Origin of the sequence: Mycobacterium sp. DL (assembly GCF_039729195.1) — a bacterium.
Classification (GTDB): Bacteria; Actinomycetota; Actinomycetes; order Mycobacteriales; family Mycobacteriaceae; genus Mycobacterium; species Mycobacterium hippocampi_A.
In genome coordinates this window covers 719,659-738,752 of sequence record NZ_CP155796.1, presented here as the reverse complement: position 1 = coordinate 738,752, position 19,094 = coordinate 719,659, and the positions used below count along the sequence as shown (strand labels likewise).

19 protein-coding genes are annotated in these 19,094 nt (G+C 67.2%); 13 read left to right on the top strand and 6 right to left on the bottom strand.

Annotated features, from left to right (window positions below):
- Positions 1 to 21: 21 nt before the first annotated feature.
- The 4 genes from ABDC78_RS03520 to ABDC78_RS03505 are packed head-to-tail and all read right to left on the bottom strand — an operon-like array spanning position 22 to position 3,737.
- Complete coding sequence (locus tag ABDC78_RS03520; RefSeq protein ID WP_178361370.1) at positions 22 to 498, bottom strand: DUF779 domain-containing protein; 477 nt, start codon at positions 496 to 498, stop codon at positions 22 to 24.
- 1 nt (position 499) lies between these two features.
- The gene (locus ABDC78_RS03515; protein WP_178361369.1) at positions 500 to 1,831 is read right to left on the bottom strand and encodes a GAF domain-containing protein; all 1,332 of its coding nucleotides are present in this window, start codon (positions 1,829 to 1,831) and stop codon (positions 500 to 502) included.
- A gap of 23 nt (positions 1,832 to 1,854) precedes the next feature.
- A complete protein-coding gene (locus ABDC78_RS03510) occupies positions 1,855 to 2,661 on the bottom strand; it encodes an acetoin reductase (RefSeq protein WP_178361368.1) in 807 nt (268 codons plus the stop codon).
- Between the two features lie 2 nt (positions 2,662 to 2,663).
- A complete protein-coding gene (locus ABDC78_RS03505; RefSeq protein WP_178361367.1) occupies positions 2,664 to 3,737 on the bottom strand; it encodes a 2,3-butanediol dehydrogenase in 1,074 nt (357 codons plus the stop codon).
- A gap of 118 nt (positions 3,738 to 3,855) precedes the next feature.
- Between ABDC78_RS03505 and ABDC78_RS03500 the strand changes: the two genes are divergently transcribed.
- From ABDC78_RS03500 to ABDC78_RS03460, 9 genes are all read left to right on the top strand, one after another.
- Positions 3,856 to 5,688, top strand: coding sequence for an NAD(P)/FAD-dependent oxidoreductase (locus ABDC78_RS03500; protein ID WP_178361366.1), 1,833 nt, complete (start codon positions 3,856 to 3,858; stop codon positions 5,686 to 5,688).
- Positions 5,689 to 5,716: 28 nt separating this feature from the next.
- Positions 5,717 to 7,741: a prolyl oligopeptidase family serine peptidase gene (locus ABDC78_RS03495; RefSeq protein ID WP_178361365.1), complete on the top strand. Its 2,025-nt coding sequence runs from the start codon at positions 5,717 to 5,719 to the stop codon at positions 7,739 to 7,741.
- Position 7,742: 1 nt separating this feature from the next.
- Entirely contained in the window at positions 7,743 to 8,390 is a 648-nt protein-coding gene (locus ABDC78_RS03490) for an LpqN/LpqT family lipoprotein (protein ID WP_178361364.1), read from the top strand.
- On the top strand, positions 8,387 to 8,710 hold the full coding sequence (locus ABDC78_RS03485) for a hypothetical protein (protein WP_178361363.1): 324 nt from the start codon (positions 8,387 to 8,389) through the stop codon (positions 8,708 to 8,710). Before ABDC78_RS03490 ends, ABDC78_RS03485 begins: the two co-directional genes overlap by 4 nt.
- Positions 8,711 to 8,785: 75 nt before the next feature.
- On the top strand, positions 8,786 to 9,280 hold the full coding sequence (locus ABDC78_RS03480; protein ID WP_178361362.1) for a DUF417 family protein: 495 nt from the start codon (positions 8,786 to 8,788) through the stop codon (positions 9,278 to 9,280).
- A gap of 23 nt (positions 9,281 to 9,303) precedes the next feature.
- Complete coding sequence (locus tag ABDC78_RS03475; protein ID WP_178361361.1) at positions 9,304 to 9,939, top strand: sigma-70 family RNA polymerase sigma factor; 636 nt, start codon at positions 9,304 to 9,306, stop codon at positions 9,937 to 9,939.
- Positions 9,936 to 10,175 carry a zf-HC2 domain-containing protein gene (locus ABDC78_RS03470; protein WP_347133312.1) on the top strand — a complete coding sequence of 80 codons (240 nt, stop codon included), beginning with the start codon at positions 9,936 to 9,938 and terminating at the stop codon, positions 10,173 to 10,175. Before ABDC78_RS03475 ends, ABDC78_RS03470 begins: the two co-directional genes overlap by 4 nt.
- Positions 10,176 to 10,302: 127 nt before the next feature.
- Positions 10,303 to 11,808 (top strand): FAD-dependent oxidoreductase, encoded by a 1,506-nt coding sequence (locus tag ABDC78_RS03465; protein ID WP_178361360.1) that lies wholly within the window; start codon positions 10,303 to 10,305, stop codon positions 11,806 to 11,808.
- Positions 11,805 to 12,410 (top strand): TetR/AcrR family transcriptional regulator, encoded by a 606-nt coding sequence (locus tag ABDC78_RS03460; protein ID WP_178361359.1) that lies wholly within the window; start codon positions 11,805 to 11,807, stop codon positions 12,408 to 12,410. Before ABDC78_RS03465 ends, ABDC78_RS03460 begins: the two co-directional genes overlap by 4 nt.
- A 19-nt stretch (positions 12,411 to 12,429) precedes the next feature.
- Here ABDC78_RS03460 and ABDC78_RS03455 read toward each other — a convergent pair whose 3' ends face one another.
- Together ABDC78_RS03455 and ABDC78_RS03450 are read right to left on the bottom strand one after the other, a co-directional pair.
- Positions 12,430 to 13,074: a DedA family protein gene (locus ABDC78_RS03455; RefSeq protein ID WP_256736376.1), complete on the bottom strand. Its 645-nt coding sequence runs from the start codon at positions 13,072 to 13,074 to the stop codon at positions 12,430 to 12,432.
- A gap of 102 nt (positions 13,075 to 13,176) precedes the next feature.
- The gene (locus ABDC78_RS03450; RefSeq protein WP_178361519.1) at positions 13,177 to 13,572 is read right to left on the bottom strand and encodes a MarR family transcriptional regulator; all 396 of its coding nucleotides are present in this window, start codon (positions 13,570 to 13,572) and stop codon (positions 13,177 to 13,179) included.
- 204 nt (positions 13,573 to 13,776) lie between these two features.
- Here ABDC78_RS03450 and ABDC78_RS03445 point away from each other — a divergent pair, with 204 nt between their 5' ends.
- The 4 genes from ABDC78_RS03445 (at position 13,777) to ABDC78_RS03430 (ending at position 19,041) form a co-directional block, all read left to right on the top strand.
- Positions 13,777 to 14,652: an ABC transporter ATP-binding protein gene (locus ABDC78_RS03445; RefSeq protein WP_178361358.1), complete on the top strand. Its 876-nt coding sequence runs from the start codon at positions 13,777 to 13,779 to the stop codon at positions 14,650 to 14,652.
- 10 nt (positions 14,653 to 14,662) lie between these two features.
- Positions 14,663 to 15,370 (top strand): fluoroquinolone transporter permease, encoded by a 708-nt coding sequence (locus ABDC78_RS03440; RefSeq protein ID WP_178361357.1) that lies wholly within the window; start codon positions 14,663 to 14,665, stop codon positions 15,368 to 15,370.
- The gene (locus tag ABDC78_RS03435) at positions 15,370 to 16,128 is read left to right on the top strand and encodes an ABC transporter permease (protein WP_178361356.1); all 759 of its coding nucleotides are present in this window, start codon (positions 15,370 to 15,372) and stop codon (positions 16,126 to 16,128) included. Before ABDC78_RS03440 ends, ABDC78_RS03435 begins: the two co-directional genes overlap by 1 nt.
- Before the next feature lie 294 nt (positions 16,129 to 16,422).
- Complete coding sequence (locus tag ABDC78_RS03430; protein WP_178361355.1) at positions 16,423 to 19,041, top strand: LuxR family transcriptional regulator; 2,619 nt, start codon at positions 16,423 to 16,425, stop codon at positions 19,039 to 19,041.
- Positions 19,042 to 19,094 lie beyond the last annotated feature (53 nt).

Genomic DNA, 19,094 nt, shown 5'->3' with positions numbered 1-19,094 from the left:
CTACTTCAGCATTCCGCGGGTCTACTTCAGCGGGATCGCGCAGGCGTCGACTCCTTCGGCCACGATGTGGGTGCCCGCCGAGGGGGGCCGCACGCCCCGTTCGTAATCCGCCCCGGTGACCGGCGCGGCCGCTTCCAGCGCGTCGTTCTCGTCCGCGGTGAACGCCCGGCCGCGGGACAGGAAGCGTTTGCCCTCGGGTGCCTCCAGGCTGAACCCGCCACCGCGGCCGGGCACCACGTCGATCACCAACTGGGTGTGCTTCCAGGCGTCGAACTGGGGACCGGAGATCCACACCGGCACGCCGTCGCCGACGTCGAGCACCGCCAGCAGGATGTCGCGGTCACCGACGATGAAGTCGCCGTCGGGGTAACACATCGGCGACGATCCGTCGCAGCAGCCACCCGACTGGTGGAACATCAGCGCGCCGTGGCGCTCCTGCAGACTCCGCAGCAGGTCGACGGCGGCTTCGGTGACCAGTGCGCGATTGGGGATGTCCACGTCAGCCATTGTCCTCCACGCGGTTCTGCGGCACGCCCCCCATTCGGACAGTCCTGACCGCCGGCGCCGTCGACGGCGGCAGCAGCATGCGGCGGTCGTCGGGATAGCGGATGTCGAGGTGCACCGATCCGCCGAAGCGGTACGGCTGCGCGGCGAGCAACCCGGCGAACTGCTTGCGCAGCCGCGACATCTCCGCACGCACCGTCACCACCCGCGACCGGTCTCCGTAGAGATCTTCGGCCAGTTGCGGTGCCGACCGCCCCTGCGGCGAAATCGCCAGGGCGAGAAGTATTTCGGCGTGCCGCAGCGACAGGTCATGTCGCCAGCTGCCGGACTCGCCGGTCACCCGCAGCGACGCCGTGTCGGGATTGCTGAAATCCAACATCACCTGCGACACGTGGTCGGAGTCCGCCCCGTCGTCCCCGATCGCAGGCCGCACCAGCCACCCGCCGGGCAGGGGTTCGACCGCACACAGCCCGAGCGTGGCCAACCGAACCCGGCCGGGCGTCAGCTGTTCGGGCAGCAGAATCCGGTTGTGCAGCGGCATCGCGTCGACGGCGGCGACCCAGCCGTCGGTGTCGACGGCCAACGCCGGGCTGCCCATCCGCGCGAGAATCGGCGCCGCGAACGCCCGCAGTCTGTTCAGCGTGCGGTCGTGCTCCTGACGCAGTTGCGACTCGGCGAGCCGGGCGACCGCGTCCACCAGCGCGATCGTTGTCGGGTGCACGGTCGGCGCCGGACCGGACACGTCGACGACGCCGATCACCTGCCCGGTTCTCGGATCCCGGATCGGCGCCCCCGCACAGGTCCACGAATGATGGCTGCGCAGGAAGTGCTCGGCGGAGAACACCTGCACCGCCCGCTGGGACACCAGCGCGGTGCCGATCGCGTTGGTGCCCACCGAACCCTCACCCCAGTTGGCACCTTCGACGAACCCCAGGCGGTCGGCGTTCATCAGCACCGCGGGAGAGCCTGAGCGCCACAGCACCCGGCCCTTCGCGTCGGCGACGACGAGGATGTTCGCACCCTCGGCGACCAACGACTCGAGGCCGTGGGAGATCTCGTCGAGCACCTCCATCAGCCCGGACGCACGCCGCAGCATCTCCAGCCCGGCCGTCTCCACCACCGGTTCGGTGCCGACGTCGGGGTCGATTCCGCGGGCGATCAGCCGCTGCCAGGAATCACCGATCACCTCGCGCGGCCGGGCGGGCGCCCGGTGGCCGGCCATCGTCGCGTCGTACACAGCCGACATCAACCGCGCGTAGCTGCGCGGATCCTCACCGACGGCCACTGCGGGTTCAGGCACGGGCGAACTGCCGATATTGCTGGGCATCACCGCCCAGTGTGCTCCGCATCTCAGCGGTAAACCAGGCCGCCGTCGATCAGGCCGGCCTGCCCGGTCATGTAGTCGGCGTCCGGGCCGGCCAGGTAGGACACGAAGCCCGCCACATCGTCGGGCGTCTCGGCGCGGCCCAGCGCGATGCCGCCGACGAACTTGTCGTAGGTCTCGCCCTCGGCGGCGCCGGTCAGTTCGGCGAAGCGCTTGTCGATCTCGACCCACATGTCGGTACCGACGACACCCGGGCAGTACGCGTTGACGGTGATGCCGTCGGCCGCGTGTTCCTTGGCGGCGGCCTGGGTGAGCGCTCGCACCGCGAACTTCGATGCGCTGTACACCCCCAGCATGGCGAAGCCGTCGTGCCCGGCGATCGACGACGCGTTAATGACCCGGCTGAGCTTTCCGGCCTCTTTGTTCCCCAGTTCCTTGAACTTCGCGACGGCGGCCTGGGTGCCCCACAGCACGCCGTTGACGTTGATCGACCAGACCCGGTTCACCTCCTCGGCCGTGACCTCCGCGATCGGCCCGACCAGGGCGATCCCGGCGTTGTTGACCATGATGTCCAGCCCGCCCAGCGCACCGGCGGCATGGTCGACTGCGGCGAACACCTGCTCGCGATCACTGACATCAGCGACAAAGGTGGTTGCCTTGCAACCGATCTCGCTGATCTCGTCGGCGACGGCGTTGATCCCCTCGGACCGGACGTCGACGAGCGCGATGTCGGCGCCGTCGCGCGCGAGTCGCAGCGCGATCCCGCGGCCGATCCCGCGGGCACCACCGGTCACCAACGCGACCTTTCCCGTCAGAGCCCCGTCTGCTGTCATGCCTACTCTCCGTTCGGGTCGACTCGGGCTGAATCGGTCGGGTCGACCAGCACCTTCATCTTCTTGCCGGCGTGCAGTGCCTCGAACCCCTCGTCGATCACGTCGTCGAGCGGGATCCGCGTGACCCAGCCGGTGGTGTCGTACTTGCCCTCGGCCATCAGACCGATCACCGCCTCGAAGTCCGCGCCGGTGTAGCACAGCGAGCCCTGGATCCGGGACTCGTTCATCACGAGGTTGAGAAGTGGTGTCTCCAAAGGCTTTTCGTAGATCGCCACGCTGATCATCGGTTTCCGTGAGCCGACGCAGGCCAGTGCCGTCACCACTGCGGGCGTCACGCCCGCCGCGTCGAACACCGCGTCGGCTCCGTTGCCCTCGGTGTGGTCGGTGATGAACGCCGGCACGTCGACGCCGGTGGGATCCAGGGTGCGGGCACCGAGCGCTTCGATGGCGGCCCGCCGGGTGGGCGAGGGCTCCACGACCAACACGTCCTCGAGCCCCTTGCCGCGCAACGCGAACCACAGTCCGATGCCGATCGGGCCGGCGCCGAACACCATCGCGGTGTCACCGGCGGACACATCACCCAGCGTCGCCGCGTGATAGGCCACCGACATCGGCTCCACCAGCGCACCGAGTTCCAGCGAGACGTTGTCGGGCAGCTTGTGCAGCATGCTCGTCGGAACGACGGTGTACTCGGCCATCCCGCCGTCGGACATCAGACCGTGGAAACCGATCTGCTGACAGACGTTGTAGTTGCCGGCACGGCACGGGCCGCAGTGGTCACACTTGTAGATCGGCTCGACGGCGACCCGATCGCCCTCGCTCCACCCGCTCACCCCGTCGCCGACTGCGGTGATGGTTCCCGAGAACTCGTGGCCCATCGTCAACGGAAGCTGCTGACCGGTCAGCGGGTGCGGCTGGGTGGGGACGAAGATCGGCCCGGCGTAGTACTCGTGCAGGTCGGTGCCGCAGATCCCGTTGAAGCCCACCTCGAGCTTCACGGTGCCGGGCTTGACCTGCGGTTCGGCGACGTCGTCGATCTCGAGCTTGTTCGGTCCGTAGTACACAGCTGCTCTCATGTCCGCATGTCTATGTGACGGCGACCACACACCGAAAGAGTTGCAGGGGGTTGCACGCCCGGTTGCAACGCCTTGCAACTCTTGCTTCGACGTCGCACCACGGTGTGTTCTGGCTCACATGACTTCCACCCTTGACCCTCAAACCACCACAGAGGTGACGCCCCAGCAGCGCGTCGACGCCTGGCTCGCCGACTTCGAGGCGGCGCTGGCCGTCCGGGATATCGAACGTGCCGTCGGGATGTTCGCCGTCGACAGCTTCTGGCGTGATCTGGTGTCGTTCACCTGGAACCTCAAGACCCTCGAGGGCCGCGACCAGATCGCCGACATGCTCGGCGAACGGCTCATCGGCACCGATCCGTCGGGCTTCCGCACGCGGGAGGAACCGGTCCAGGACGGCTCCGGCGACGACGCAGTCACGTCGGCGTTCATCGAGTTCGAGACCGGAGCCGGCCGCGGCGTCGGCCACCTGCGGCTCAAGGGAGATCAGGCCTGGACGCTGCTGACCGCGTTGCAGGAGATCAAGGGGCACGAGGAGCGCAAGGGCCCGAGCCGGGTGCTGGGCGCAGTCCACGGCGACGACCCGGATCCGCGGTCGTGGGCGGAGAAGCGCGCCGCCGAGGACGCCGAGCTGGGCCGGACCACCCAGCCCTACGTCCTGGTGATCGGCGGCGGTCAGGGCGGCATCGCGCTCGGCGCCCGGTTGCGTCAGCTCAACGTGCCGGCGATCGTCGTCGACAAACACGAACGCCCCGGCGACCAGTGGCGCAAGCGCTACAAGTCACTGTGCCTGCACGACCCGGTCTGGTACGACCACCTGCCGTACATGCCGTTCCCGGCGAACTGGCCGGTGTTCGCGCCGAAGGACAAGATCGGTGACTGGCTGGAGTTCTACACCCGCGTGATGGAGGTGCCGTACTGGTCGAAGACCACGTGTCTGTCCGCCGAGTTCGACGAACAGGCTCAGCAGTGGACGGTCGAGGTCGATCGCGACGGGGAACGACTCACCCTGCATCCCACCCAGTTGGTGCTCGCGACCGGCATGTCCGGCAAGCCGAACGTGCCCACGCTGCCGGGTCAGGACGTGTTCCGCGGCGACCAGCACCACTCCAGCGCGCACCCCGGGCCCGACGGCTACGTCGGTAGGAAGGCCGTGGTGATCGGCTCGAACAACTCCGCCCACGACATCTGCAAGGCGCTCTACGAGAACGGCGTCGACGTGACGATGGTGCAGCGGTCCTCGACCCACATCGTCAAATCGGACTCCCTGATGGACATCGGCCTCGGAGCGCTCTATTCGGAGCAGGCGGTCGAGTCCGGCATGACCACCGAGAAGGCCGACCTGACGTTCGCATCGCTGCCGTACCGGATCATGCACGAGTTCCAGATCCCGCTGTATGACCAGATGCGGGAACGCGACCGCGACTTCTACGACCGGCTCGAGGCCGCCGGGTTCGAATTGGATTGGGGCGCCGACGGTTCCGGGCTGTTCATGAAGTACCTGCGGCGCGGGTCCGGCTACTACATCGACGTCGGCGCCTGCGACATGGTCGCCGACGGCCGGATCAAGCTGGCCCACGGACAGGTCGAGCGTCTCACCGAGGACTCGGTGCTGCTGACCGACGGCACCGAACTTCCTGCCGATGTCGTGGTCTACGCCACCGGGTACGGCTCGATGAACGGCTGGGCCGCCGATCTGATCGGTCAGGACGTCGCCGACAGGGTGGGCAAGGTGTGGGGCCTGGGCAGCGACACCCCCAAGGATCCCGGGCCGTGGGAGGGCGAACAGCGCAACATGTGGAAGCCCACCCAGCAGCCCAACCTGTGGTTCCACGGCGGCAACCTGCACCAGTCGCGGCACTACTCGCTCTACCTCGCGCTGCAGCTCAAAGCGCGCCACGAAGGCATGGCGACACCGGTCTACGGGCTGGCCGAGGTGCACCACCTGAGCTGACCGGCGGCCCGTTGCGCAGAATGGTGGGGTGACCGACGCCCTCGCCCAGACCGACACCGACCCGTACCTGTGGCTCGAGGAGGTCAGCGGCGACGACGCGTTGACCTGGGTGCGCGAGCACAACGAACCCACCGTGACCGAGCTCGGCGGCGAGCGCTTCGAGCAGATGCGCGCCGAAGCGCTGGAGGTGCTCGACACCGACGCCCGGATTCCCTACGTGCGACGGCGCGGCGAGTACCTCTACAACTTCTGGCGCGATGCGGACAATCCGCGCGGTCTGTGGCGGCGCACCACTCTGACGAGCTATCGATCGGAGAAGCCCGACTGGGACGTCGTCGTCGATGTGGACCGGCTGGCCGCCGAGGACGACGCCAAGTGGGTGTGGGCCGGCGCCGACGTCATCGAACCGGACCATGCGCGGGCGCTGATCAGCCTGTCTCCCGGCGGCTCGGACGCCGCGGTGGTACGCGAGTTCGACATGGCCACCCGTGAGTTCGTCGACGGCGGTTTCCAGCTCCCCGAGGCCAAATCACAGGTCAGCTGGGAGGACGAGGACACCGTGCTGGTCGGCACCGACTTCGGGGAGGGCTCGCTGACCGACTCGGGATACCCCCGCGTGGTCAAGCGCTGGCGGCGCGGTCAACCACTCGCCGACGCCGAAACGGTGTTCAGCGGAGCCTCGACCGACGTCGTCGTCGCGGCGTCGGTCGATCGCACCGCCGGTTTCGAACGCACCCTGGTGAGCCGAGCGCTGGATTTCTTCAACGAAGAGGTCTACGAGTTGCGCGGCAGCGAGATGATCCGGATCGACACCCCCACCGACTCGAGCATCTCGCTGCACCGCGACTGGCTGCTGATCGAACTGCGCACCGATTGGTACCGCGGCGACGGCAACTACCCGGCCGGCTCGCTGCTGGCCGCGGACTACGACGAATTCCTGGCGGGCACCGCTGAGTTGCGGGTGGTCTTCGCTCCCGACGAGCACACCTGCCTGCACCACTACGCATGGACCCGCGACCGCCTGGTCGTCGTCACGCTCGCCGACGTGGCAAGCCACGTCGCAGTCGTCACCCCCGGCGCCTGGACATCCGAGCCGGTGGCCGGCCTGCCGCAGAACACCAACGCCACGATCGTGGCCGCCGACAGCCTCGGCGACGAGATCTTCATCGACGCAGCAGGTTTCGACACGCCATCGCGTCTGCTGTACGGGACCGCAGGTGGTGAGCTGAGCGAGATCAAGCGTGCGCCGTCGTTCTTCGACGCCGCCGACATCGAGGTGACACAGCACTTCGCCACCTCCGACGACGGCACCGCAATCCCCTACTTCGTGGTCGGCCACCGGCACACCCGGGGCCCGGGTCCGACACTGCTCGGCGGCTACGGCGGCTTCGAGGTGGCCCGCACCCCGGGCTACGACGGGGTGCTGGGCCGGTTGTGGCTGTCCCGCGGAGGCACCTACGTGCTGGCCAACATCCGCGGCGGGGGCGAGTACGGCCCCACCTGGCACACCCAGGCCATGCGTGAGGGCCGACATCTGGTGGCCGAGGATTTTGCGGCGGTGGCAAGGGATCTGGTGGCGCGCGGGATCACGACGGTCGAGCAGTTGGGCGCCCAAGGCGGCAGCAACGGCGGCCTGCTGATGGGCATCATGCTGACCCAGTACCCGGAACTGTTCGGCGGCCTGGTGTGCAGCGTTCCGTTGCTGGACATGCGGCGCTTCCACCTGCTGTTGGCGGGCGCCTCGTGGGTCGCCGAATACGGAGATCCCGACGTTCCCGGCGACTGGGAGTTCATCTCGAAATACTCTCCCTACCAGAACATCTCGACAGAGCGCAGCTACCCGCCGGTGCTGATCACCACCTCCACCCGGGACGACCGGGTGCACCCCGGCCACGCACGCAAGATGACCGCGGCACTGGAAGCGGCGGGCAAACCGGTCCGCTACTACGAGAACATCGAGGGCGGCCACGCCGGTGCGGCCGACAATGCGCAGACGGCGTTCCGCGCCGCGCTGGTCTACGAGTTCCTGCTGCGAACACTCCAAGGAGCCTGACATGCCCGTGATCCTCAGATCGCTTCTCGTGGTGCTGGTGTCGACGCTGCTGCTGACCGGTTGCTCGCGCGACGTCCCGGGCACCGCCGTGATGGCAGCCGGTACCGGACCAGAGGCCTCGACGAGCGCGGACGGTGAATGCGCGACGGTCGCTGCGCCCCTGTCCGACATCCCCACCGTCGACGACGACGAGCCACAGATGCGCATCCCCGTTCCGCAGGGCTGGGAACGCAATTCGATGATGGACAGCCGGATCATCCGCTATGCCATCGTCGCCCAGGACCTGATCTCCGACGGGTTCGCGCCCAACGCCGTCGTGACCCTAGAGTCGGTGCGCGGCACCCCGGACCCCGACATCGTGTTCGGCGAGAACCGGAACAACCTCGTCACGATGATGGGCGCATCCGACCTCGAGACCGAGAGCAATTCGACCTGCGGATTCCCCTCGGAGACAACAAGTTACATCGCACCCCCGATGGGTCCGGCGCCCGAGCGCCCGATCATCATGCATGCGGTCGTCGCCGACGCCGGCAACACCACCTACCTGGCGACGTTGACGCTGCAGACCGCCGAGGGTGGCAACCCGACCTATCTTCGCGATGCGCAGGAGATCGTCGACGGGTTCCAGTTGCTGCTGCCCACCTCGTGACGACGGTCTCGGTGCTGCTGCTGGCCGCGGGCGCACTGGCGCTGATCCTCGCCGTCGCGGTCCCCGGGCGGGACACCGCGCGCCTGCCCAAACGGGCCGTGAAGCGACGCATCTACTGGACAGGGTCGGCCGTCGGCGCGGTGCTGCTGTTCCTCGGCGGCCTCCCGGACGTGCAGAGTTCGATCGCATTCGTGATGGCCACCGCGATCCTGATGATCGGGTCGGCGTACTTCCGCACCCCTTACATCAAGATCGGTGGACGGATCCGGTCGGCCTACGCCCCGCACCGGGAGCCCGATCCGCCGCACGGCCCCGTGTAACGCCCGGGGTTCCTTCCGGCACTACGCCCTCGGAGGCCACGCTGTCAGCGGCGGGGCCCGTCCGAGAGGATCACCATGACCAGTGACACGAAAGAGGTCGGCAACGCCCTCGACCGGCTCCGTGAGTCCCGGTCGCAGCACCTCGGCGCATTCCTGGCCCGCTACGGTCTCGTTGTTGTCATCGCCTGGATCGGCGTGCTGAAGTTCACCGACTTCGAGGCCCAGGGCATCGCGCCGCTGGTGTCGTCCAGCCCGTTCATGAGCTGGGTGTACGACGTGTTCTCCGTCGGAACCTTCTCCGCACTGCTGGGTGTCCTGGAGATCGGCGCCGCGTTACTCATCGCGGTCAAACCGTGGTGGCCAACGGTGTCGATGGCGGGAAGCGTCATCGCCATCGGGCTGTTCACCGCAACCCTGAGCTTCCTGTTCACCGCCCCGGGAGTCTTCGAGGCCTCTGCCGGCGGGTTCCCGGTCCTGTCGTCGTCGGGCCAGTTCCTGATCAAGGACGTCGCCCTGCTGGGTGTCGCGGTGTGGACGTTGACCGACTCGGCCCGCAGTGCGCGCACTTGACCAGCCGCTACCATCGTTCCGAGATGACCACCACGTCCGCTGACGAGGCAGATCTCATCGCAGCGTTGCGGGCGCGCGATGAGGCGGTTTTCGCGGAGTTGGTCGACAGGCACGCGCCGGCGATGCTGCGGGTGGCGCGTGGATACGTCGCATCCCGCGAGATCGCCGAAGAGGTTGTCCAGGAGGCGTGGATCGCGCTCTTGAAGGGCATCGATGCGTTCGAGGGCCGGTCCTCGCTACGCACCTGGCTGTTCACCGTGCTGATCAACATCGCCAAGAAGCGTGGCATGCGGGAGCGCAAGGACGTGGACGTGCAGATCGCCGCGTACACCGGCGGCACGGTCGACCCGGCCCGGTTCCGCGACTCCGACGACCGGTGGCCGGGCCACTGGAAGGACGACGAGGCGCCGTCGCCGTTCCCCGACTCGCCCGAGGGGTCGGTGCTCGGCGGAGAGCTGATGGCTGTGACCCGGCGTGAGCTCGACAAGCTGCCGGAACGCCAACGGGTGGTCGTGACGCTGCGCGACGTGCTGGACATGGACTCCGCGGAGGTCTGCGAGCTGCTCGACATCAGCGTCGCCAACCAGCGGGTGCTGTTGCACCGGGGCCGGGCCGCCATCCGGCAGGGGCTCGAGGACTACCTGAAGGACGCGATGTGAGCGAAAACGACATGGACTGCGACGAATTCGTCGAATTGGTCACCGCGTATCTGGACGGATCGTTGACGCCGACCGACCGGGCACGTTTCGACGAACACCTCCTCGAATGCGACGGCTGCGAGAACTATCTGCAGCAGTTCCGCGCGACGATGGCCACCCTCGGAACCATCGGCGACGAGCAGATCGAGCCGACCTTCCGCGCCCGGTTGCTCGACTCGTTCCGCAACTGGCGTTAGGCCGTCGAGCCCGGACCCGTTTCGCCGGAATTGCATTCCGGCAGGTCAGCACCGGGTCAACCGCTGCTGGAACGCAATTCCGGCGAGCTATATTTACGTTACGGTGCCGTTCCGTTACTGTATTCGAATGGACGAGACCGACGTTGTGGTGGTGGGGGCGGGGCCGACGGGCCTGACACTGGCCTGCAGCCTGCGGTTGCACGGAGTGTCCGTACGCGTCGTCGACCGGGCCGGCGGCCCGGCGACGACATCTCGGGCGAACTTCGTGCACGCCCGCGGCTCCGAAGTGCTCGGCCGCATCGGAGCACTGGGGACCCTGCCCGACGAGTCGCTGCGCGCCATGCGCATCACCAGCTACCTGGGTGACCGTCCGTTGATGACCCTGGAGTTCGGCGACCCCCGGATGCACACTGCGGCACCACCGATGGTCGTATCGCAGGCCAAGGTCGAGGCGACGCTGCGCGCACGCCTCGCCGAACTCGGCGCCGCCCCGGAATGGGGCGCAGGACTGGTCGCCCTGCAGCAGGACAACACCGGCGTCGTCACCGAATTCGACGATGGGACGCGGATCCGGTCCCAGTGGGTCGTGGGCTGCGACGGCACCTCCAGCACCACCCGCCGACTGGTCGACATCGACTTTCCGGGGGTGAAGCTCACCGAACGATGGCTGCTGGCCGATGTGCACCTCGACTGGGACCTCGACCGCAGCGGAACCACGGGATGGATTCACCCCACCGGCCTCGTCGGGGTGATGCCGATGCCGGACGACACGGGCCGCGACGATCTGTGGCGACTGTTCGCCTACGATCCCGGACAGAGCGAAAAGCCCAGCGGGAGTGCCATTCTGGAGAGGGTCCGGCAGATCATCCCCGAGCGCACGGGACACCACCCGCGCATCGGTGACGCCGACTGGCTGTCGGTGTTCACCGTCCATCGCAGGCTCGCCGACACCTACCGGCGCGGGCGGGTGCTGCTCGCCGGCGATGCGGCCCACGCGCATGCGCCCTTCGGCGGACAGGGCATGCTGACCGGAATCGGCGACGCCGAGAACCTGGCCTTCAAACTCGCCCTGGTGCTGAAGGAGAAGGCCGCAGATCCCCTGATCGACACCTATGAGGCGGAGCGTCGGCCGTTGGCCACCGAGGTGCTGCGCGGCACCAGCGCGGTCACCCGGATCAACGTCGCCCACAATCCGGTGCTGCGATTTTTCCGCGACCATGTCGCGCCGCGAATCTTCAGTCCGGCCCCCGTGCAGCGCTGGATCACCTATACCGCGTCGCAGCTGTGGGTGAGCTACCACAAGGGACCCCTCGGTGGGCGGGGACGCAAGCCACGGCCGGGAGACCGGGTGCCTGACATGGGTTGTCACCGGGCGGACGGCACGGAGTCGACGTTGCATCACGAACTGGGCGGGCGGTGGGCGCTGATGCTTCCCGCCGGGGCGCCGGCAACCCGCAGCGTCGACGCGGCCCGCGGTCGCCTCGGCGAGCTGGTCGGCGTACTGACCCACGATGGTGACGAGGTGATGCTGGTCCGTCCCGACGGGCACCTGGCATGGCGGGGGGCCACCGGCGACGACGCGGGCCTGAGCGATTGGCTCACCGGCGCGCTGCGGAGTGGGTCGACCCGATGACCACCCCGGCCGGTCGCGGCCGGCCGCGAGACGCCGCCGTCGACCTGGCGATCCTGCAGGCCGGTCTCGACCTGTTCATCGAGCGTGGCGTCGAGGGCACCAGCATGGAGCAGATCGCCAAGAAGGCCGGTGTCGGCAAGCCCGCGATCTATCGGCGTTGGGCCGGCAAGGAAGATCTGATCGCCGCCGCGATGGAGACGTTGATCGCCCAGGACGCGGGGTGGGCGTCGCCGGAGGCGATCGCCGCCGAATCCCCGTACGAGCTCGTCGAGGCAGCCATCGCACGGGCGGCCCGCACCGCAACAACAGTCCAGTACCGCGCTCTGGTCGCCAGGGTGTTCGGCTCGGCGGTCAGTCACCCGCAGCTGATGGCCACCTACTGGGAGCGCTACATCCTGCCGCGCCGCGTCCTTGCGGCGGCGTTGATCGACCGGGCCAAGCAGCTGGGCACAGTCCCCGCGGATGTCGACGTCGACGTCGCCATCGACATGATGGTGGGCGCGATCACCTACCGCGTTCTGCAGCCGAACCCGCCTGACGTCAACGAGATGCGCCACTACCTGCGGGCGGTGTACCGGCAGATCGGGTTGCTACCCGGATGACACAGCCGCTGCCCGACGCTCATCGCTGTTCGGCGCGCACCCTGGTGCGGCGCATCCGCGAGACGACGAACCAGCCGCCGAAGACCGCGATCGCCACCAGAACGACGTACTGCAGGGTGGCCGTGTAGGGCTCGACGAGGTGCCAGTTGGCCCCGAGGCTGTATCCCGCGTAGACGAACACGCTGTTCCAGATCAGGCTGCCCAGCAACGTGAGCACGGTGAAGACCAGGAAGTTCATCCGCTCGATGCCCGCCGGGACGGAGATGAAGCTGCGGAAGAACGGCAGCATCCTGCCGAAGAACACACCTTTGGTGCCGTGGCGTTCGAACCATGTCACGGACTTGTCGATGTCCTCGGTGTCGACCAGGGGGACCTTCGTCACGAGCCTGCGCATCCGGTCGTGGCCCAGCCATGCGCCGAGCAGATAGAGGACCCATGCGCCGAGCACCGAGCCCAGAGTGGTCCACATCACGGCTTCCACCGCCGAGAGCCGACCGAGCCGCGCGGCGAAACCCGCCATGGGCAGGATCACTTCGCTGGGCAGAGGCGGAAACACGTTCTCGAGGAAGATCGCCAGCCCGGCGCCGGGACCTCCCAGGCGTTCCATCAGGTCAACGGTCCAACCGGCAAGGCCGTCGATCTCGGCGGTCTCAGGTGTAGACAACAAGCAGCCTTTCCGGTGAACCTGCGATGGGAGTCACAACAGCCCACGACCGCGGGTCAAGTCCTCGATCGGCGTGAGCTCGACATCCAACGTACCGGTTGCTCAGCGGCCGACGTCGCCTCGTTGCTCATGCCACCGATCCACCAACGCCGGGATCTCGGCCATCAGAAAGCCGTAGAAGTCCCGCATCTCGGCCAGGCGCCGGCGGGCCGGGCCGTGCTCGTCGGTCGCTCCGATACCCGCGTCAGCAGCCTCCAGCATCTCGCGCATCGTCTCGTTCTTGCTGGTGAACAGCACCGACCAGGCATTGTCCGGAAGCCGGAAGTGCTCGCGGCGATTTCCCGGGACGGGCACCCGTTCGGCGAGTCCGACAGACGTGAGCATCTTCAGTGCACCGGAGATCGATCCGGCGCTGGCCTGCAGCACCTCGGCCAGATCGGCCATCGTCATGCTGGGCTGCTCGGTGAACAGCAGGGTCGCGAGCACCCTCGCGGTCATCCGCTGCAGCCCGTGGCCGGTCAGGACGAGCGCCAACCGCTCGGCGGCGTGCTGCGACTCAGACAGGGCAGCCAACGGCGGAACCTCCTCCCCGAGAACGGTCTTCAATAATTTCTGAAAGTCTAGTACAGTCCTCTTCGGTGCTCCGGGAAGTCTGGTCGGAACGTGGATTCTTCCTACCCGCGAAAGGCGATCTGGAATCCGATGCCCACCTCAACGGACGTCATCGACGTCAAGCAGCTGACCTACACCTATCCCAAGACCACTGACCCTGCAGTCCGCGGAATGGATTTCACCATCGGACGGGGCGAGATCTTCGGTTTCCTGGGCCCCAGCGGGGCCGGTAAATCCACGACCCAGAAGCTGCTCATCGGTCTGTTGCGCGGCCACGGCGGCCAGGCACTGGTGTGGGGAAAGGATCCCCGCGCCTGGGGGCCGGATTACTACCAGCGCATCGGAGTCTCCTTCGAACTGCCCAATCACTACCTGAAACTGACCGGCGCCGAGAACCTGCGGTTCTTCGCATCCCTGTACCAGGGCAACACCCTCGACCCCCGCCGGCTGCTTGACGCGGTGGGCCTGTCCGATGCCGCCGACACCCGGGTGGGCAGGTACTCCAAGGGAATGCAGATGCGGTTGACATTTGCACGGTCGTTGCTCAACGACCCCGAACTGTTGTTCCTCGACGAGCCGACGTCGGGTCTGGACCCGGTCAACGCCCGCACCGTCAAGGACATGATCCTCGATCTCAAGGCCCGCGGACGCACCATCTTTCTCACCACCCACCACATGGCCACCGCCGACGAACTGTGCGACCGGGTCGCATTCGTCGTCGACGGACGCATCGTCGCCCTCGACAAACCCGCCGAGCTCAAGATCGCCCGCAGTCGACGCCTGGTCCGGGTGGAATACCGCGGCCCGCAGGACATCCTGCAGACCGCCGACTTCCCGATGCAGGGCCTCGCCGACAACCAGGAATTCCACGGCGTGCTGCGCGATCACCACGTGGAGACGATCCACAGCACCGAGGCCAGCCTCGACGACGTGTTCGTCGACGTCACCGGAAGGCCGCTATTGTGAGGACACTGTCATGAGGTGGCGCAGTGCGTTGCGCCTGGAAGCGACCACCCAGTGGCGGCAGAAGTTCGTCCACGCCGCGGTGATCTCAGGCCTGCTGTGGCTCGCCGTGCTCCTGCCGACGCCCGTTCAGATCCGCCCGATCCTCGAACCGTACGTGCTGTTCGGCGACATCACCATCATCGGGTTCTTCTTCATCGGCGGTTCGGTTTTCTTCGAGAAGCAGGAACGGACCCTGGGCGCGGTGATCTGCAGCCCGCTGCGGTTCTGGGAGTACCTGTCGGTGAAAGTCACCTTGCTGATGGCGATTTCGGTGTTCGTGGCACTGGTTGTGGTCGGTGTGACCCACGGTGTCGGCGTCCATCTTCTGCCGGTGGTAGCCGGAATCGTGTTGGGAACACTGGTGATGTTGATCGCCGGGTTCGTGTCGTCACTGCCGTTCTCCTCGGTCAGCGACTGGTTCCTGGCGACGACGGTGCCGCTGATGATCCTGTCGCTGCCGGCGCTGCACCTGTCAGGCGTGTGGCCGCACCCGGTGCTGTACCTCGTGCCGACGCAGGGCCCGCTCCTGCTGTTCGGGGCGGCGTTCGACCAGGTGGACCTCGCGCCGTGGCAGGTCGTCTACGCGCTGGGGTATCCCCTTCTGTGCGCAGGCCTGCTCTATATCCTGGCGCGACAACTGTTCAGCCGCTTTGTGATCGAACGTTCTGGGGTGCTGTGATGAGCGCCTCGACGGCTGGGATTTCGGGCGTCTGGGTCGCTTTCGGCCGCAACGATGTTCGTGGTACCTACCGCGATCCGCTGCTGGTCATGTTGGTGCTCGCACCGGTGATCTGGACCGTGGCGGCGGTCGTGCTGATCCCACCGCTGACCGAAACACTGCTCCGGCGCTACGCTTTCGACCTTGTCCCCTACTACCCTGTGGTCGTCACCGGTCTCCTGCTGTTGACCAGCATCATCATCGTGGGTGGACTCGGCGCCTTTCTCGTCCTCGACGAGATCGACGCCGGGACGTTGGCTGCGATTCGCGTCACCCCGGTGTCGCTGTCGACCTTCTTCGCCTACCGCGCCGCCACCGTCGTGGCCGTCACCACCGGGTACGTGGTGATCACGATGACGTTCAGCGGACTCGTACGACCCGGGCTGACACCGGCGCTCATCCCGATCGGCATCGTGGCGGGCCTGTCGTCGGTGGTGACGCTGCTGCTCATCGTCGCGGTGGCCGGCAACAAGATCCAGGGCATCGCGATGCTGCGTCTGCTGGGCATCATCATCGCCGGGTTGCCCTGCCTGCCCTGGTTCATCGACTCCGCATGGAACCTCGCGTTCGGCGTGCTTCCCCCCTACTGGGCCGCCAAGGCCTTCTGGGTGGCCTCCGACCACGGCATCTGGTGGCCATATCTCCTCGGAGGTGTCGTCTGCAACATCGTGATGGGCTGGCCGCTGTTCCGCCGCTTCATCAACAAGAACACCGCCTGACGTAGCTGAGCACCTGCGGGCCATGGGTTCCCACGACGACAGGGCCACTGCTGCGCGCGAATCCGATCAGCCGGGGAGCCTCCTCGGACCCGCCACATGCAGGTATGCCAGTTCCAGGTGCCCCAGCGACGAATATGCTCGGACAACGCTGCGCGGTAGGCGAATCGACAAGCATGTGGCCATGGTTGCTGTGCCTGCACTCGCCCATCTCTGCAGTGCGCTACCGATGTTCGGAGATCGGGCAAGATCAGCCAATTCCTCGAATTGCCACCGTTGCGCTCCTACTGTTGGAGGGTGCGGTTGACATGGCCGCTGACCGGCCGGTCGAGGGAAACACGGCTCATCGAAGCCGCGTTGGTCGATCCTGACTCCGCAGGCATCGTCGTCAGCGGTGCCGCCGGGGTCGGTAAGAGCCGGATCGCGCGGGAATCACTGACCCGGTTCTCAGACCGACGGTGGGAGATCCGCTGGGTGGTGGGCACCTCGGCCGCCCGCAATCTTCCGCTGGGCGCACTGACCCCATGGGCGCGATTCACCAGCGACGACAACATCGAACTCATACAGGATGTCATCGCCGCGCTGACATCGGCGCCCGACGGCGAGCCAGTCGCGCTGGGCGTTGACGACGTCCCGCTGCTCGACGAGCTGTCGATCATTGTTGTGCAGCAGATCGTTCAGCGCCGGCTCGCAAAGATCGTGCTGACGCTTCGCGACGGCGAACCTGTGCCGACCGCGACGCGGGAACTCTGGAAGAACGGTGATTTCGACCGTTTGGACGTCCTGCCGCTCAGCCAGGACGCCACCGCGACGCTGGTGTCGAATGCTCTGGGCGGTCGTGTCGATCATGAAGCCTTGCAACGTCTGTGGAACCTGACCGAGGGAAACCCGCTGTATCTGCGCCTCATCGTCGAGCACGAGGTCGCCGACGGACGGCTCGCGTGCCGCGATGGTGTCTGGGTGTGGAGCGGCAATCCGGTGATCCCCCCTGATCTCGTCGAGTTGATCGAGTCCCGTATCGGCGGCCTGTCCGCAGCCGTCAGCAATGTGGTCGACGTCGTCGCAGTCGGTGAACCCGTCGAGATTCGGTCGCTGGGCCGCATCGCCGGGCCGGCCGCTGTGGAGGAGGCCGACCGGCGCGGCCTGATCAGCTTGGAGCACACCGGCGGCGCCGTGGACGTCCGCCTGGCACACCCGCTCTACGGAGAGGTGCGCCGGCGTCGCGCCGCACAGACCACTCTGCGACGCCTGCGCGGCCTCGTCGCCACCGAACTCGCCGCCTCCGACCGCCACGACGACGTTCACGTCGTCGTGCGCCGCGCCGCCCTGTGTCTGGAATCGGATCTCGAACCGGACATCGAGTTGCTCCTGAACGCGGCCCGCGGGGCGGCCTGGATGCTCGATCTGGCGATGGCGGACCGGCTCGCCGAGGCCGCAATCGAGGCCGGCGAGAAGATCGAGGCCAGTCTCATCCGGGCATTCGTGCTGTCCTGGCTCGGCCACGGCAGAGAGGCGGAATCGGTACTCGCCGAGGTCGACACAGGTCCGCTCGCAGCCGTCGACCACGCGCGGCTGACCTTCTTGCGTGCGGTGAACCTGTTCTTCAGCCTCGCCGACCCCGAGGGCGCGAAGAACCTGATCGACCACGCAACCGCCGCCACGGCGCCGGAACGCCGTTGCATCGACGCGTTCCGGTGCGTCTACTGGGCCGCGATGGGCAACCCCGAAGCCGCCAGGAAGGTGGCGCAGGGCTTCGATCGAGATCAGTTGCCCGACCACCTCCAGCGTCGTCTGACAACCTGGGCGGTGACGGTGGCGTGCGGCGAAGCCGGGGATGCGGCCGAAGCCGCCACCACAGCGGAGTCGGGTTACTCGATACCCGCCCGCGCGTTCATCGTCATCGCCGACGCACATATCAACGCCCTGTTGCTGGCAGGTCGGACGGCGGAGGCGCAAGATGCCGCGACGATGATGCGACGCCGTGCCACGGCATCACAGGGAGCGCCCTTCGGACAGATCGCGCTGGCCGTCACCGGGCAGACCGAACTCGGCGCGGGTTGTGTCGAACAGGCGTGTGGTCATCTCACAACCGCCCTGGACCGCGTCACCGCCTGGAACACCGCGACCGGATTCCGCTACCGCTATCGCATTCTGCTCACCACCGCGCTGGCCATGCGCGGCCTGATCGACGAGGCTGCCGCGGCACAGAAGCAGATGGGAGCCGACTGGCATCCGAGTTGGCGCTACTTGGACTATGCCCGTGCCATCGCCGACGGCTGGGTTGCCGGCTCCCAAGGCGCCATCAGCGAAGCGATCGCGATGGTGCAGGCGGCGGCCGAGATAGCCAGGCAGCGAGGGCAATACGCGGCCGAGGTGATGTGTCTTCAGACGGCGACCCAGTTCGGCGACACATCCACGGCCTGCCGTCTGCACGATCTACTGGACCTCGTCGAGGGTCCACGCGCGGCAACCGCGGCACGGTTCGCTGAATCACTGCGATCAGGTGATGGGGACGAACTCGTGGCCGTCTCTGAGCAATTCGAGTCGATCGGTGACCTCATCGGTGCTGTCGATGCGGCCGCGCACGCCTCGATCTGCTTCCGCAGGAAGAACCTCCGCGGGTCGGCGCTGCGCTGCTCGACCCGCGCGCAAGCGCTGGCGGGAATCTGCGGCGGCGCGAGCACACCGGCGCTTCGGCAGTCCGCCCAGAAGTTGCCGCTGACCGATCGTGAGCGCGAGATCGTGATGCTCCTCAGCACGTCGGTGTCCAACAGGGACATCGCACTTCGGTTGAATCTGTCGGTGCGTACGGTGGAGAGCCACATCTACAACGCAATGGCCAAAACCGGAACCGACAGCCGAGCGGAACTCGCGGCTCTGCTCGACCATCTCGGCGTCAGCGCGAGTCATACGTAGCGCACCCACAAAACATCAGTACTGCGCTACTGACGTCGTGCACGCCGACGGGG